This window comes from Microbulbifer mixtoriginis (SeqCode), assembly GCF_052467705.1.
On sequence record NZ_CP174322.1, the window covers coordinates 4,699,543 to 4,716,182 of the forward strand.

Annotated in this window: 14 protein-coding genes; 7 read left to right on the plus strand and 7 right to left on the minus strand. The window is 55.4% G+C overall.

Annotated features, from left to right (window positions below; genetic code table 11):
- Window positions 1-14: 14 nt before the first annotated feature.
- From ACJJIB_RS20360 to lgt, 5 genes are all read right to left on the minus strand, one after another.
- Window positions 15-1,385, minus strand: a complete 1,371-nt coding sequence (locus ACJJIB_RS20360; RefSeq protein WP_444882981.1) for a MotA/TolQ/ExbB proton channel family protein — start codon at window positions 1,383-1,385, stop codon at window positions 15-17.
- Window positions 1,382-2,164 carry a DUF3450 domain-containing protein gene (locus tag ACJJIB_RS20365; protein ID WP_252083573.1) on the minus strand — a complete coding sequence of 261 codons (783 nt, stop codon included), beginning with the start codon at window positions 2,162-2,164 and terminating at the stop codon, window positions 1,382-1,384. Before ACJJIB_RS20365 ends, ACJJIB_RS20360 begins: the two co-directional genes overlap by 4 nt.
- A gap of 287 nt (window positions 2,165-2,451) precedes the next feature.
- Window positions 2,452-2,961, minus strand: a complete 510-nt coding sequence (locus tag ACJJIB_RS20370) for a dihydrofolate reductase (RefSeq protein WP_444887392.1) — start codon at window positions 2,959-2,961, stop codon at window positions 2,452-2,454.
- A 14-nt stretch (window positions 2,962-2,975) separates the two neighbouring features.
- Entirely contained in the window at window positions 2,976-3,809 is an 834-nt protein-coding gene (locus ACJJIB_RS20375) for a thymidylate synthase (protein ID WP_444887393.1), read from the minus strand.
- 6 nt (window positions 3,810-3,815) lie between these two features.
- Window positions 3,816-4,664 (minus strand): prolipoprotein diacylglyceryl transferase, encoded by an 849-nt coding sequence (gene lgt, locus ACJJIB_RS20380; RefSeq protein ID WP_252083576.1) that lies wholly within the window; start codon window positions 4,662-4,664, stop codon window positions 3,816-3,818.
- Window positions 4,665-4,759: 95 nt separating this feature from the next.
- On the opposite strand from lgt, the gene ACJJIB_RS20385 reads away from it, so the two are divergent.
- From ACJJIB_RS20385 to mepK, 5 genes are all read left to right on the plus strand, one after another.
- Window positions 4,760-5,596, plus strand: a complete 837-nt coding sequence (locus tag ACJJIB_RS20385; protein WP_444887394.1) for an NRDE family protein — start codon at window positions 4,760-4,762, stop codon at window positions 5,594-5,596.
- A gap of 447 nt (window positions 5,597-6,043) precedes the next feature.
- Window positions 6,044-7,999 (plus strand): L,D-transpeptidase family protein, encoded by a 1,956-nt coding sequence (locus ACJJIB_RS20390; RefSeq protein WP_444887395.1) that lies wholly within the window; start codon window positions 6,044-6,046, stop codon window positions 7,997-7,999.
- A gap of 183 nt (window positions 8,000-8,182) precedes the next feature.
- Complete coding sequence (locus tag ACJJIB_RS20395) at window positions 8,183-9,421, plus strand: L,D-transpeptidase family protein (protein WP_444887396.1); 1,239 nt, start codon at window positions 8,183-8,185, stop codon at window positions 9,419-9,421.
- Between the two features lie 27 nt (window positions 9,422-9,448).
- Complete coding sequence (locus ACJJIB_RS20400) at window positions 9,449-10,609, plus strand: L,D-transpeptidase family protein (protein ID WP_444887397.1); 1,161 nt, start codon at window positions 9,449-9,451, stop codon at window positions 10,607-10,609.
- 318 nt (window positions 10,610-10,927) lie between these two features.
- Window positions 10,928-11,461 (plus strand): peptidoglycan L,D-endopeptidase MepK, encoded by a 534-nt coding sequence (mepK, locus tag ACJJIB_RS20405; RefSeq protein WP_252083581.1) that lies wholly within the window; start codon window positions 10,928-10,930, stop codon window positions 11,459-11,461.
- A gap of 54 nt (window positions 11,462-11,515) precedes the next feature.
- Here mepK and ACJJIB_RS20410 read toward each other — a convergent pair whose 3' ends face one another.
- Window positions 11,516-12,697 carry an imelysin family protein gene (locus tag ACJJIB_RS20410; RefSeq protein WP_444887398.1) on the minus strand — a complete coding sequence of 394 codons (1,182 nt, stop codon included), beginning with the start codon at window positions 12,695-12,697 and terminating at the stop codon, window positions 11,516-11,518.
- A 58-nt stretch (window positions 12,698-12,755) separates the two neighbouring features.
- Complete coding sequence (locus ACJJIB_RS20415) at window positions 12,756-13,421, minus strand: histidinol-phosphatase (protein WP_444882987.1); 666 nt, start codon at window positions 13,419-13,421, stop codon at window positions 12,756-12,758.
- 339 nt (window positions 13,422-13,760) lie between these two features.
- On the opposite strand from ACJJIB_RS20415, the gene ACJJIB_RS20420 reads away from it, so the two are divergent.
- The gene (locus ACJJIB_RS20420; RefSeq protein ID WP_252086035.1) at window positions 13,761-14,267 is read left to right on the plus strand and encodes an RNA pyrophosphohydrolase; all 507 of its coding nucleotides are present in this window, start codon (window positions 13,761-13,763) and stop codon (window positions 14,265-14,267) included.
- 88 nt (window positions 14,268-14,355) lie between these two features.
- Window positions 14,356-16,620 carry a phosphoenolpyruvate--protein phosphotransferase gene (gene ptsP / locus ACJJIB_RS20425; RefSeq protein WP_444882988.1) on the plus strand — a complete coding sequence of 755 codons (2,265 nt, stop codon included), beginning with the start codon at window positions 14,356-14,358 and terminating at the stop codon, window positions 16,618-16,620.
- The last annotated feature ends 20 nt before the right edge of the window (window positions 16,621-16,640 follow it).

Genomic DNA, 16,640 nt, shown 5'->3' on the forward strand with positions numbered 1-16,640 from the left:
GTTGCCGCCTCCTCTTATTTACGCTCGGCGTTTTCCGCCACGATACCAGCGCTCTGCTCTTCAAGAATATGCAGGACGCGCTTGGCACGAGCATTAACAATGGTGTGCATCAGTACAGTGGGGATAGCCACACACAGACCGAGAACGGTGGTGATCAAGGCAGAGGAAATACCACCAGCCATTGCGCGGGGGTCACCAGCACCAAAGATGGTAATTGCCTGGAAGGTTACGATCATACCGGTAACGGTACCCAACAGACCCAGCAGCGGAGCTACCATGGCAATAATCTTCAGCAGGTTGAGGCCGGACTCGATGGCCGGGCGCTCTTTCAGGACCGCCTCTTCCATCTTCAGCTCGAGAGTTTCACCGTCGACACCTTTGTTCTCTTCCGCAACAGCCAATACACGACCCAGCGGGTTATTGGTGTTCGGGGTAGAAGAGCGCAGCTGAGCACTTACCTTGGCACTCACGCCAGTCAGTACGATCAGGCGGAAGATAGCCAACAGCATGGCGAATACACCAACGGCAGTGATGATATAGCCAACGATGTCACCCTGGTGCCAACGCTCAACAATATCGGGGCTGTTGATCATGGCTTTCAGGTAGGAGCCGCCGGTAGGACCAGTCGGGTCGATACCAAAAGCACTGAAGCCTGCGGTAGAGGCCTGTAAACCTTCCGCCATCTTCTGGAAGCTGGCATCTGGCTGGCGAATCAGCTCGGCCAGCTGGTAGGCGTCGTTCATTTCCAGGTATTTGCCGCTGGAAACCAGATTGAAGTTACCAACACGGACAACTTCCTGCTGAACCTGCTCACCGTTGGGCTTGATCACGGTAGCGTTGAACTTAACTACTTTGCCGGATTCCACGGTTTCGCGCTGAACCTCAAACCACAGGCGCTCGATTTCCTCGATTGTCGGCAGCTTGGTAGCGCTGTTCATCTTGGCCAGCAGACCGTCGATAAATTCGGTACGGTTGGGGTACTGGGCGGAAACCAGGGAGGAACCGATATTCGCACGCAGATCTGCCGCAGTAGAAGACATATGGCCGAACAGCTCTTTCAGAGAGCCCAGGCGCTCGTCCAATTGCTGGCGTTTCTGATCTACAGCAACTTCCTGCTCCTGGTATTTCTTTTCCAGTTCAGCAGAGCGCTTTTCTTCTGCAGTGCGAGTGTCTTTAGCCTTTTTCAGCAAAGATTGCTGATTGGCCTTTTGGCGGCGGAACTCAGCTTCACGCTGCTTGTGCTCTTTGGATTCAGCAACCTTGGATTGTTGAACCATTTTCAGCAGGTCATCGAGAGAAGCTGCTTTTTCCTGGGCGACAGCAGAGAAGCTGATCAGGCCAGCCGCTGCTGCAACTAGTACGCGTTTGGCGATAGAGGATTTCATTGCGCTGCCTCCGGAGCCGCGATCGGCATAGTCATGATATCGATAGTGGCCTGCTTCTTGGCGATTTTCAGACCGTTCATGAGAGCGCGGCGGTATTCGCCAGCATCGATCTCAACCCAGGCTTTCTGGCCTTTGTCATAGGCGAGGGAGATCGAGGAGTCGGTGGTCTGAGCCAGCAGGGCGATACGGCCGATCTGCAGCACGTTCACCTGGCGCTCTTGGCCATTTACGTTCAGGGTATCGCCGTAAGTGTCGATCTTACGCGCGTATTCCGCTTCGAAATTGTACAGCTCCAGTACCTGGCGGAATTTCTCCGCAACAGTAATATCGGAACGATCCATATTGTTCTTAACGCCTTCGAGGTTGGCCATACGCTCGTCCAGCTTGAACGGTGCGTCCAGTTCGATGAACTGCTCCAGGCCGTCCAGCATACGCAAAATCAGCGGCTGGATCTGACGTTCGATTACAGTAACGTTGGCAATGGACTCGTCCAGCTCATTGATCACTTCGAGCTGGTTGGCCAGCTGCTTTTCCAGCTGACGGTTGTACACTCGCAGACCATCGATTTCTTTATTGACCACCTTGAAGTCCTGCAGCAGGCTGCTGGTTTCTTCGGCAATCTTGTCGATGCGTTTTTGCGATGCCTGGGCCGCAGTGGTTTTCTGCTGGCCGACGGCGAGTACGTTATCGAGAGTATCCGCAGTGGCTACGCTGCCGTAGAGCGCGCCGGCAGACAGCGCAGTGGTCAGCGCCACAGCCATGAATCGCTTGGTTTTCATTAGACCCCCCAGTGGGTTCAATATTTCACAACATGGTCGCGATGAGATAGCTGCCACAACGCGGTGTCCTTTTGTTTTAAAAACATTGGTTAGAAGACAGCTAAGAGCCGCACATTGTAAACAGCCGATTTGATTATTCAAATGCCGATTGCCAGCATCGGCCCGCGTGGGTAGCAAAGTAACAACCGGGTAACAAGACCGGGTCGCTTGCACACATTGACGGCGCTATTCCCTGTGTTGGCTGTCGCAGAATTTAACAGATTGATCAACTTTTAATCAAATTGTTTTTATTTAAATCTGTCGTACTGAACTAATGCGTAGTTATACTCATTCTTGTCGCAAGCAGGGTAACACTCTCGTGCAACTTCGACCCATGAGTCATTAACTTCAGGAAAAAATGCATCTCCCGCCACTTCAGCATCTACTTCGGTAACATAGAGCCGCGCGGCATAGGGCATACTGAGGCGATAAATCTGTGCCCCGCCGATCACCATCAGCTCGCTGACCCCTGCTTCCTGTGCGTGCTTATCGCCAAGTTCCAGTGCGGCTTCCAAGGTGCTTGCCACCTCAACACCGTCAGCCTGCCAATCAGGGTTGCGGGTAATCACGATATTGACACGTCCAGGTAGCGGGCGGCCAATCGACTCAAAGGTCTTACGTCCCATCACCACAGGCTTGCCCATAGTAGTGCGCTTGAAGAACTGCAGGTCGCCAGAAAGACGCCAGGGCAACTCGTTATCTCTGCCAATGGCACCGTTACGGGCCACAGCCGCGATTAAGGCAATCGGGGTATCCACAGTGTCTCTCCTATTCAAACCGCAACTGGAGCCGGAATATGTGGATACGCCTGGTAATCCTGCAGATCGAAATCCTCGAAACGGAAGGTGAACAGGTCTTTGACATCCGGATTGAGGTGCATTGTCGGTAGGGGGTGTGGTTCCCGTTGCAGCTGCAGATCAACCTGCTCCAGATGATTGGAGTAGAGGTGGGCATCGCCAAAAGTATGAATAAACTCACCTGGCTCAAGGTTACACACTTGAGCCAGCATCAACGTTAGCAAGCTGTAGGAGGCAATATTGAAAGGCACACCAAGGAAGATATCCGCACTGCGCTGGTACAACTGGCAGGATAACTTGCCATCCGCCACATAAAACTGGAACAAGGCGTGGCAAGGGGCGAGCGCCATGCGCCCTTCACGGGCATTTTCTGCCGGGGAGACGCCCTCATCGGGCAGGTCCGCCGGATTCCAGGCACTGATTATCAGACGGCGGGAATCTGGACGGGTTTTCAACTGCTGCACCAGCTCTTCCACCTGGTCAATTTTACGACCATCAGGCGTGGGCCAAGAGCGCCACTGGTGGCCGTAAACTGGCCCCAAATCCCCATCTTCGGTAGCCCATTCATCCCAGATTCGCACCTTGTTTTCCTGCAGGTAGCGAATGTTGGTGTCTCCCTGCAAAAACCACAACAGTTCGTGAATGATGGAGCGTAAATGACACTTCTTTGTAGTAATTAAAGGGAAACCCTCTGCCAAGTTAAAGCGCATCTGGTAGCCAAATACGCTCAGGGTGCCAGTGCCGGTACGATCCCCTTTTACTGTGCCGTTTTCGCGCACATGGCGCATTAGATCGAGGTACTGCTTCATTTCTAACTAGGCTCCGCCATTTACTTGAGAACGGTTTTCTTTGTTTCCACCCTTGCCGCGTCCTTCAGGCAGCGGCTGGGTACGATAGCTCCAAACCAATAGAGCGATACCGGCAATAATCATCGGCAGACTCAAAAGCTGACCGCGAGTCATCCAGCCGAACAAGTCGAAGCCGATATGACCGTCTGGCTCCCTGACAAATTCCACCAGGAAACGGAAAATACCGTAGAGCAACACAAACATGCCGCCAACGGCGAGGCGCGGGCGCGGCTTGCTGGAGAACCACCAGAGCACTGCGAAGAGCACTAGCCCTTCCAGGAAGGCCTGATATAACTGCGACGGATGCCTGGCCAACAGTTCCGGGTCCTTGGGAAAGACCATTCCCCAGGGCCCTTCTGTTGGGCGGCCCCAGAGTTCCTGACCGATAAAGTTACCCAGACGCCCCAGTCCCAGGCCGATAGGTACCAGTGGGGCGACAAAATCAATCAGCGCGGGGAAAGTTGAGCCAATTTTTCGGGCATAAATGACGGTGGCTAACATTACGCCAACCAGACCACCATGGAAACTCATGCCCCCTTCCCAGACTTTGAACAGAGAGAGCGGATTCTCCATCAACTGCGGCAAGTTGTAGAAGAACATGTAGCCGAGGCGCCCACCGACCACCACACCGATAGCGCAGTAGAGAATCAAGTCCTCCACTTCCGATTTAATAACTGGAGACCAGGGCCGAGTGCTACGCCGCAGTGCCAACCACCAGGCAGCAACGAAACCGAACAGGTACATCAGCCCGTACCAATGTACTTTTAGAGGGCCTATAGCAATGGCCACCGGATTGATTTCTGGATAAGTCAGCATGGGGGAATCGAGATTGTTGGCGAAGAGCGTATTATGGTCGCAAAGCGCCCCCCAGCGAAAGAGGCGTGCTAAAAGCCCACCTTCAGGAAAACACTATGTGTCTACTGTTGTTTGCCTACCGTTGCCATCCCGACTACCCGCTGCTACTTATCGCCAATAGAGATGAATTTTACGTCAGGAAGAGTGCCCCCGCCGAACCCTGGAAGAATGGGCCAGAGGGGAGGCAAATAGTCGCTGGGCGCGACCTGCAGGCTGGCGGAACCTGGGCAGGGATCTCTGCGCGGCGGGTGGCCGCAGTGACCAATATCCGCGAGCCCGGAAGGGCAGAGCCCGAAAATGTCCTATCTCGCGGGGAAATTCCTTATAAATTCCTAACCGGCGATGATTCCCCCGAGCAGTTCGCAGGGGAACTCGAAGGACAGCACTATCGGGGCTTTAATGCGCTGCTATTCGCACTGGATAAAGCCCCCCCCCTCTACTGCGCGGGCAATAGGCATAAGCCCTTCGCTTTCTCTGCCGGAGTACACGGTATCTCCAATGGCGCACCCGATGCTCCCTGGCCCAAGGTGGAAAAGGGCAAGGCGGGGCTGACACAAATTACACGGCAAATTGAAGGCCCCATTGGCCGGGAGAACTTTATTGAACCGGCCTTCAACCTTCTGCAGGACAGGGCCCCCGCTGCAGATGCGGAGCTGCCAGATACCGGCGTGGGTTTGTCAATGGAGCGCGCCCTGTCGCCAATATTTGTGCAGATATCCCAGAGAAAGAATCAACTGCCAGGCGGGCAAGATTTAAGCGACACTCAGCAAGGCTATGGCACTCGTGCCAGCACCCTCATAGCAGTTCACCGGGGTGGCCAGACCCAGTTATGGGAACAGAGCTTTTCCCAGGGCAATCCGTATGGGCCAATTCGCCACTTTTCCATCCCCTGAATCCTTTATCCCAAGCCCCTGAAATCTGTAGGGTTTTTAGGGGTTATTGAAAAAATTGGCCGTATCTAATCGCCCAAGCCCCGAAGCCATAGCAGACAAATTTCTGTCAATAACAGAACCATATCGTGGTAAAGGCTAAGATTTGCGTGCCTTAATCACAGATTACCAAGCCTCATATCCTCAGAGGAAAGAAACGCCAAGCAAATTCCGCATTTATTGCCATACTTAGTTTCACAGGCTGGAATTGGTTGAGTTTCGCGCAAGCGTGACGCCAATTGTGGTCTTACATTAGAGGAAGTCGCGCGGGACGCATGACAAGTGCGAGTCAACGCTAGACACCTAACAGTCTCTGGATGGGCTCGCCACAGGTTCGGAAGGTATGAACGATCTGGCGTCCGGCATTATCCACAAGACAACACCGGGCCCCTGCAGTATCGCTGAGGTACCATGTCTTACTTCAACCCAGAGCAGCGCAAACGCAAATCACTACTGCCCCTGCTGGTGCTAGGCAGTCTCTGTGTCTCCATCCTCTATTACGCCTTTTCCGCTAACCAGAAAACGGTGCCAGTATTGCCGGAGAGTGCAGTACGCCCACATTTGGTGCACTGGCTGGAGGAAAACCCAGATGCATGGCCGGCCCAAGATCCCATTTTCAACCCGGCGGCAGTGCGCAGGATTTACCAGCGTACTAATTATCGCCTGCTGTGGTTTGATAATTACAACCTGAGTGACAGCGCCAATGATCTCCTCAAGCAGCTAACAGCTGCCAGCTCTGGCAATCCAAGCAGCATGGTGGATTATCGTTACCACCTGGGGTACTTCGACCGCACTTTGCGGGACACTCCCCAGCGCCTGCAAATGGCCGCAGTACTGGATATTCTGCTGACAGACGCCTTCGTCTCTTATGCACAGGATACCCAGCTCGACAGAATCACCCCCAAAAGCCGTCCGCGCCGAGGAATTACACCGGTTCTGCGGGAGCACCAAGGATTTCGCATGGTCGCCTTCGGCAATGCCCCACAGCAGGCATCCAACGAGCCCAGCGGACGCAAGTACTTTCGCGGCTATGATCGGGCGCGCATGATCGGCAGTAAACCACGCAGTCGCTATTACTCCCGCGACTACAACACTGACAACGAACGCAGCTCTTCAAGGCCTTCCGACACTCGTCGCTATCGCACGCGCTACAACACCTCCAGTGACAGTGGTTCCTCTGGAGCGACCAGGGGCGGCAGCAGGGTTTACTACAATCAGGGCCGCAATAGTCATCCCCAGGAAAGAACCAGGGCAGCTCGCTCAGAAAACAGTGAGGGGCCCTATTTCGAAGAAAACACACCTTACGGTAGCGACGTCTATGCCCTGCGAAACGAGTTGGAACGCCTGCGCAGAATCTCCGACAGTGGCCGTTGGCGTCCGATACCTCCGGGGCCGGTGATGACGATGGGTGCTCGCCACCCCCATGTGGCCCGCCTGAGAGAATTGCTCACCCTCTACGGGGACTATCAGAGCCGCTATAGCTATGGCGGAGGAGACCCCAACCGCTTTGACCGGGGCCTGCATGAAGCGCTATTGCGCTTCCAGAAGCGCCACGGCCTCAAGCCAGACGGAATTGTGGGCCGCGGCACACGCAAGCGACTCAACTTATCCCCCTCAGCGCGAGCAAAAATTGTTGAGATGAATATCCTGCGCAGGGAAGAGCTTCCCGCCAGCCTTGGGGATCGCTTTATCCAGGTGAATATACCCGCGTACCGCCTCCAGTATGTGGAGAACAACCGGGTAAAACTGGCCATGAATGTGGTCGTGGGCAAGAAGAAACACGCTACTCCCGAGATCACCACCCGGGTCAGCAAGGTGGTATTCAACCCCACCTGGACAGTGCCACGCAGTATCCTGGTGAATGAAATTCTGCCCAAGGCACGCAAGAACCCTGCGGGGATGGAGAACATGGGTTATCGAGTCGTCAATGGCAGAGGGGAACACCTGCCGCTGACCGCTAGTAACTTGTCAGCCGCCGGTGCAGGGTCTTTCCTTATGCGCCAGATGGGTGGAGAGGAAAATATTTTGGGGCGAGTGAAATTCGAAATTCCCAACAAACACGATATTTACCTGCACGATACTCGCGCCCGCACTCTCTTCTCTCTCACAGACCGGGATTACAGCCACGGCTGTATCCGCCTGGAAAAACCCCGCCACCTGGCTGAGGCCCTTCTGCGCCCTCAGGGGGACTGGGACCAGTGGCGCATCGACCAGCTCACTGTCGGAGAGAAGACCACCGAGGTCGACTTAGTCCGCTTGGTTAAGGTCTATATCACCTACTGGACTGCCTGGGTGGACGGAAAGGGCCGGCTGAATTTTCGCCCCGATATCTATCGCAAGGATGGTTTGAGCGACAATCAATTTTGAGCAAGTATGGGGCGGCCTTCGGGGCCGTCCCATAGCCTTCAATAATACCCCCCCATAGTCTTTTTCCTCGGCGCATAGCCCCGATCCATTCCTCAAAATTATTTAGGGCTCAAGAGTCACAAGTTACCAATGTGAGCAGGGTGATCAGTCTCTCTGATCCGATTTCGCTTACTGGGGTGACTTATGGGTGCTGGCTATCTCTCCTCCTTGCAGAGCAAATCAATCCACAGTGGCACCATGGCTTTTATATTGGCCCTTGTGCTGGGGGTTGATAGCTCCCCGTCCTTAGCGAGCGCAGGGGCAGACCTTGATCTGCCTGTGCCAGGGAGAGATCCCTTTTCCCCCTATGGCAGACAGTACACTCTCCTCAGTGAGGAGCTGGCTCGCTACCAGACATTGGCCGAGGGGGATCATTGGCAACCGCTGGATGGCGGACAGCCAATTACTCCGGGAAGCCGGGGACCGAGAGTAGCTCAGTTGCGCAGCTTGTTAATGCTCTACGGCGATTTCCGCCCCAGGGATTTTCCCAGCAAAGGCTCCAAAGAAACACTTACAGGTGACGTCTACGACAAGCCCCTCCAAGAGGCTGTGCGCCGATTCCAGCGCCGCCACGGCCTAAAAGGGGATGCCCTGGTGGATGAGCGCACCCGCAGTCGCCTCAACACTAACCCGGATAAGCTGGTTCGGATTCTGGCAGCCAATATCAAACGCTGGGAAAACCTCCCAAAGGATTTAGGGCCCCGTTATATCGTCGTTAATGTTCCCGAGTTCAACTTGCGCTTGATCGACGACGAGCGCGAGCAATTCCGTATGAAAGTGGTGGTGGGCAAGCCCAAGCACAAGACCCCACAACTTACCACGCGCATGACACGCCTGGAATTCAATCCAGTTTGGCGAGTCCCCCCCAATATCGCCTTACGGGAGCTTCTGCCAAAGGGCAGCTCGGCGCTGAGTGCCAAGGGCTACCGCTTAATCAACCATCGCGGCCGGGCGGTACCTTTCACCCGTGGAAATGTCGCCGCTGTGCGCCGGGGCCAGGTAACCCTGCAGCAAAAAGGAGGGCCGGGAAATGCGCTGGGACGAGTCAAATTTGTGATACCCAACCGTCACGCCATTTACCTGCACGATACCAACAGCAAGCACCTGTTCAAGAAATCTCAGCGCGCTTTCAGCCACGGCTGCATACGCCTGGAAAAACCCCTGAAATTTGCTCGCATGATGCTCGCCCAACAAAATCGCTGGAACAACGCCCGCATTGAGCGAGCGCTGATGAGCGGTCGTACCCATGGCGTAGCGCTGAAAAACCCTTTACCGGTATACATCGCCTACTGGACTGCCTGGGTGGATGAAAACGGCCAACTGCAGTTCCGCCCGGATATCTATCAACGGGACAAAGCCGGAAAAGGAGCCAATCGTGGCTGAGTATCATCAATCTGGTGGGAGTTCACTATGGCTTGGTATCCCCGCCATCTAGGGTTAGCTGCTCTCCTGACAGTGGCCATTGCCTCGACCGCCTCAATAAGCGGTGGCCAGTCTTCCAAGGGTGCTGCAGCTCTGGATATTGCCCTTATGGGAGACCAGCTGCGCAGCGAAGCCCTGCATTACAGAAACCTAGCCAAACATTGGCGCCCTATACCCCAGGGTGGCCCCCTGCAAGCCGGGGACAAGAACGAGCGGGTGCTGCAATTGCGAAAACTGCTCGAACTATACGGCGATTATCGTGGACAACCCGGCCCGGTATCATCTCCACAGAAGGACCCTATGCGCTTCGACAGCGCATTGCAGTCGGCACTTGAGCGCTTCCAGCGCCGCCACGGCTTGGTGCCAAGTGGTGTTGCCGAGGGAGAAACCCTCACGGCCCTGTCGGTTTCTCCCATCGAGAGAGCTGAACAGATGGTTAGAAATGCACAGCGCTGGGACAAGCTTCCCTCTCAGAAAGAAGGGCGCTATGTGCTGGTAAATGTGCCCAACTACCGCCTGCAATTGGTGGAAGATGGACGTATCAAGCTGGATATGAAAACCGTGGTGGGCAAGAACAGCAGCCGCACACCCAATTTACACACCCGCATTACCAGTGTGGTATTCAACCCCACCTGGACAGTGCCGCGCAGTATCCTCATCACAGAGTTACTCCCCAAAGCACGGCACAACCCTGCAGCCATGCACCGCCGCGGTTATCGGGTCATCCAGTATCGCGGTGGCAAAACTTCCCCGATCACCGATGAGAGCTTGGAGAGGGCCGCAGGTGGCCACGCCACCATGCGCCAGGTCAGCGGGCCAGATAACACCCTAGGTAAAGTGAAATTCGTTATTCCCAATAAGCAGGCCATATTCCTACACGACACCCAGGCGCAAAGCCTGTTCACAGAGCACCATAGAGCTTTTAGTCACGGCTGTGTGCGCCTGCATCAACCAGAGGAATTGGCCTATAACCTGCTAGAAACCCAGGGGTGGGACAGGACCCGCATCGCCGAGGCCGCAACCGGGGACGAACCTCTAAAAGTAGCCATAAAACCCGCCCCTAAACTCTTTATCGTTTATATGACAGCTTGGATAGACGCCGAAGGGCGCCCTCAATTCCGCCGGGATATTTATCACAGGGATAAATAGGTCAATGCCCCAGGCGCCCCCAAAAAAGTGCCCCTGCTTTAGGTAAAAACTGAATAGTCGCAAAAAAAATGATTTTTTAAGCTTGCCCACTGAATGACAACGCTGTCTCCTGTTTCTAATGCTAATTCCCCCGCCAGCAGCTACGAGAACGCAATGGGAGTAGCATCCGTAAAAAAATTTACCAACGAAAGCCTTCAAATATTTCCTAATTAGCAGGTCACAATTTGTAACAAATGGTTATTTTTTGTACATTTTCCGCCGTACCCGGATGCGCTCAATCAAGAGCACACCGAAGAGATTTAACGACGAGGCGGAATTATGAAGAATCCATCCAGACGTCGATTCCTGGCAGTGACCTGCGCAACTGCGGCGGCGGTCAGCGCCGGACCGACTTTCGCGAAAGTAGGTAGCTCCCGCACCCTGAAGATGCGCAACCTGCACACAGGGGAGAAGCTGGAGGCCGCCTACTGGAGCAACGGAAACTACAGCAACGGTGGTTTGAAACAGTTCAATAAGCTGCTGCGGGACCACCGAGCTAACGAAGTGACCCGCATGGACCCGAAACTATTTGATATCGTGTATAAGCTGAAGGAAAAGTTCAATTACACCGGTACCATCGAGATTATCTCCGGGTACCGTTCGCCCAAGACCAATGCGAAGTTACGCGCTGCGGGTCGGGGCGTGGCCAAGCGCAGCTACCATACCCGCGGTATGGCCTTAGATATCCGCATGCCCGGTGTACCCCTGTCAAAACTGAGGCAGGCGGCGCTGAACCTAAAGGCAGGTGGTGTCGGCTATTACCCGAAGAGTAACTTCGTGCACGTGGACACAGGCCCTGTACGTCGCTGGTAAGCTTATAGACATCTCACAAAAAACCCCGGCTATTGCCGGGGTTTTTTATTTCCTTTAGCCCTCAACGGCCGGTAAAGACACCGGCATCACATCCTTCTCCGATACTGGCACCTCTGTGGTACCAGTCATCAAACCTGCCATCCGCTCCAGCAACTTGCGCGCTTTGGCCAGCTGCCCAAGCTCTGCCAACTCGAATGGATCCTCCATCTTTAACAATAGGGCCTCAAAATCTGAAAAGGCCTCCTCCAAAGCATTGACCTGATGGCGGTCAAGAAGCACCTCGGCCAGACCACCACCTCCGGAGGGGATCCAGTTAGACTGCAAGGTCGCCATAATTGCCAATAGCGCCTGCTTCGAGTCTGCCGCGCGGCCACTTTCTACATCACTCTCCGAGCCCTCGGGGAGACGGCGCAAAAGCTGCTCATCAATCACCTGGGTATGTGCCGCGCGAATCTGCTGCAATCGCGCTACCGGTCCTAGGGCCAGGTACTCTCGGGATAGGTTATTGGCCGAAGTGGGCCAGCGACGTGCCAGCCCGGCCATATCTTCTTCAATCCCCTTGGCAATCAGACTGGTTAGTTCACGGCGACGATTGACCGCCAGAGCCTCCGGCCTCTCCCCTTCGCTAACTGCCACAAAGTCTTCCGCCATGCGCTCACTTGTGGGGCCCCAGAGCATCACTTCAAGTGCGTGAAAGCCGGTGCTCGCCTCTTCGTGTGCAGTGAGGCGATGTTGTTTGCGCAGGTTTGTCAAAGTCAGTTCGATAGCGGTGTCGTTGACGATGCCGCTATCAGAATAACCCGGCACGGTATCCAGATAACCTGGCTGGGCGGGCCAGCTATCGAGTGCCAATAAGAGCTTACGCCCTTGACTGCGCAGGTCCGAGGGCGAAAAAGCCAGTTGGATATAGGGCAAAGTTGCTGCGAACTCGCGGTGCGCATCCAGCCAGGCCAGCCTGGCCTCCTCCAATTGCTCCTCATCGGGCTGAGCAAGCAAGGCATCGACAGCTCTCCGCAACGTTTCCACGGAGGCATGAGCGTGCAATACCTGAGCCTGTCCCGCCTGCCAGATTGCCAGCGAGAGATCCGAGGCCACCTTTTCATCAACCTGTTGGGCCTCTGGGGCACGCTTCTGTTCCTTTAAAGGCTGAGAGGTTCGCTGTTCGCAGCCAACTACGATAACCAGTACTCCCAGCAATAGGGCTGTGGCCAGAGACCGAAGGCAATATCCGTTCACTCACTTCCTCTTTTCATGTTTTCCAAGGCCGCACTTTTCTCTTGGCCAAAATCGCCATTTAGCCCTGATCGCGCAAACTGATAATTGGCCATCCACGCACTTGCGCCTCTGCTCGCAGTTGGGCATCTGGGTCGACCGCCACCGGATGCTCCACTTCCGTGAGCAGAGGCAAATCGTTGATGGAATCGCTGTAGAACCATTTCTCCCTACCCGCGTATTCAGGGTTTTGCGCCAGCCATTGGCGCAGGCGCAACACCTTGCCAGCCTGATAGCAGGGCTCTCCCACGACACGGCCGGTGAAGTGGCCCTCGTGCTCTTCAGGCTCAGTCGCCAACAGGGTATCCACCCCCAGGCGGGCGGCAATCGGCTCCACCACAAAGCGGTTAGTGGCGGTAATAATCATGATGTGGTGTCCCTTGCGACGATGTTCGCCGATTAGCTCTTGCGCTGCCGGTAGCCACAGCTCGCTGATCACCTCCTGCATAAATTCACTTTGCAGATTCTCCAGTTGGCCCCGAGAAATTTGTGACAGCGGCTCCAAGGCAAACTCCAGGTAGGCAAAGATATCCAACTCACCCCGCTGGTAGTCCTGATAGAAGCGATCGTTGCTCAAACGATAGCGTTCGCTATCCACATGCTCGCGCTCCACCAGAAACTCACCCCAGGCGTGATCGCTGTCTCCGCCGATCAGCGTGTTGTCGAGATCAAAAATTGCCAAGTGCATCGCCAACTCCCCCGTAAACTATAGATTCGCAAAGGCTATTTCACCGCCAGGGTAAAGCAACCACCACTAGAGTGGCGGTCGATTTTACCGCGCACTCGCCCCTATCACACGGACTGCGTCACTGAATTGCTGTAAACCCACCTCTGTGGAACAATGCGGGACAAGTAAGTGCAGCGCACGGCCGCACACAAAAGTATTGAGGACGGTATTTTGGGCGACGGCAAACCGGCACCTGCCGGGCGAAGAAACCGCCGTAAGCCTGCCAAGCAGTCAAATCGCAGCGACAACCCCAGTAGCAACAATCGCAACCGGGGACAGGGTGGCGACAACAGCAGCAATATAGACTCAGAGGGCTTTCGCCCCAATGTCGGTATCATTGTGCTGAATGCCCGCGGTCAGGCACTGTGGGCTCGGCGGGTAGGTGGCAAGGACGCCTGGCAATTTCCCCAGGGCGGTATAAATCCGGGCGAAACTCCCGAACAGGCACTATATAGGGAGCTATACGAAGAAGTAGGGCTTACACGCGATCAGGTCAGTCTTATCACCTGCACCCGCGGCTGGCTGCGCTATCGCCTGCCACAGCGCCTGATCCGCCGGCGCTCTGAACCCCTGTGCATTGGCCAGAAACAAAAGTGGTTCTTACTGAAGTTAGAAGCTGAAGAGTCTTGCATCAGCTTCGACAACGGCTATAAGCCCGAATTTGACCACTGGCGCTGGGTGAGCTACTGGCACCCACTCAGTAAAGTGGTGACCTTCAAGCGCGAGGTTTATCGGCGCGCGCTGGCCGAACTGGCCCCACAACAAATTCAGCTGGAAAGGCGCTGGTTGCGCGAGCGGGGCGAGTAACTCCGCAGCGTCTGCTGCGCTCCAGCACCACCAAGCCCAGGCTCTCCTGGGCCTAATTCATTCTCCGTTGACTGGCGAGGAAAGGCCATTGCTCGGATCTTTGCGCAGTATCGTTCAGGAAGTTAACTCCGCCAGGGACCTGCCGGCGGTGCTTGAAATCATTGTGCGGCGAGTGCGCGAAGTGATGCACACCCGTGTCTGCTCTGTTTACCTTCGCGACAAAGAAACCGGCAACTATGTCCTGATGGCCACCGATGGCCTGCTACCAAGTGCCGTGGGCCAGGTGCAATTAGCACCCGATGAGGGCCTGGTTGGTAATGTGGTCACCCGCGAAGAGCCCATCAATCTAGAAAAGGCCGAGGCACATCCCGCCTACCAATATTTTCCCTCGACCGGTGAGGAGCGATTTAGCGCTTTCCTGGGCACACCGATCATCCACCACCGCGCAGTGCTCGGTGTCCTAGTTGTCCAGCAGGAAGAGCAGCGACGCTTCGATGAAGGTGAAGAAGCTTTTCTCGTCACCCTCTCTGCCCAGCTTGCCGGGGTGATTGCCCACGCCGAAGCCACTGGCATGTTGGCTACCATCCGCCGGCAGCGCCAGGAAACCCACTTCTCCGGTATTCCCGCCTCGCCAGGTGTCGCCATAGGTCGTGCCCATATCGTCACCCCCAGGGCCAACTTGGCCACCGTGCCCTACTCCCTGTGCCTGGACATCGAAGAGGAATTGATTTTGTTCCGGCAAGCGCTCACCTCCGCCAGAGAGGAGATTCGCGAAGTGGGTGAGCGCCTCAAAGACGAACTCAACCGCGAAGAACGCGCACTTTTCGATGCCTATATCAGTATGCTCGACGATGATTCTCTCGCCGTAGAGGTTTGCGATCGTATCCAACAACAGCTGAGCGCCCCCAGGGCCTGGGCCGAAGTCATGCTCGAACACGTGCGCCGTTTTGAGGCCATGTCCGATTCCTATTTCCGCGACCGCGCCGCCGACGTGCGAGACCTGGGAGCCCGTGTCCTCACCCACTTACACCAGCAACAGCAGAGCGAGCGCGATTATCCAGACAACACCATTCTGGTTGGGGAAGAGCTCACTGCCGCGGTGCTGGCCGAAGTGCCGCGGGAGAAGCTGATCGGTGCTGTTTCCGTAAAAGGCTCCTCCAACAGCCATATGGCCATCATTGCCCGCGCTATGGGGCTGCCGGCGATTATGGGCGTGCAAGACCTGCCCTACGAAACTATCGACGATGTGGATATGGTGGTGGATGGCTACCGTGGCGACCTGCACATTCATCCTGGCGTAGAGCTCAAACGCCGTTACGACGAGATCGTCGCCGAAGAGCAACAGCTCGCCCACAGTCTGGATCACCTGGCAGAACTACCTGCTGAAACTGCCGATGGACACCGGGTTCACTTGCTGGTCAACACCGGCCTGATGGCTGATGTCACTCGCTCCCTAGAGCGCGGGGCCGAGGGTGTCGGCCTGTTCCGCACCGAGGTCCCCTTCCTTCTGCGCGACCGCTTTCCCTCCGAGGAGGAACAGCGGGAAATCTACCGGGAACAACTCGAAGCCTTTGCCCCCATGCCGGTAACCATGCGCACCCTCGATGTAGGCGGTGACAAAGCACTGGCCTACTTTCCCATTGAAGAAACCAACCCATTCCTGGGGTGGCGCGGCATTCGCGTAACCCTCGACCACCCGGAAATTTTCCTGGCGCAAGTGCGCGCCATGATGAAGGCCAGCCAAGGGCTCAACAACCTGCGTATCATGCTGCCCATGATCAGTGGGCTCAATGAACTCGAAGCCGCACGCAAACTGATCGAAAGAGCCTACCGGGAACTTCTGGAAGAAGATTATGAAATTGAGATGCCGCCGCTCGGGGTCATGGTGGAGGTGCCCTCAGCGATCTATCAGATTCGCGAATTAGCCGAGCGCGCTGATTTCATCTCAGTGGGCAGCAATGATCTGACTCAGTACTTACTGGCTGTGGATCGCAATAACAGTCGCGTTGCCAATATCTACCACGCCCTACACCCCGCAGTGTTGCGTGCTCTGCAAGAGATTGTCAGCACCGCGCACGCTGAGGGCACCAGAGTCGGCATCTGCGGAGAATTAGCAGGAGAACCCGGGGGCGCCCTATTGTTGGTGGCCATGGGCTACGACATGCTGTCGATGAACGCCACCAATCTACCGCGAGTAAAGGCAACTCTGCGCGCGGTACGCCAAGCAGATACCAAGTTACTACTGCAACAAGTGATCCAAATGGATTGTGCTGAGGAAATCGAGCACACCGTCGGCGCATTCCTTCATAAAATAGGTCTGAAAGGCATCCTTCACCCGGCAAGTACCGAATAAACACCATCCATAAACAAAAA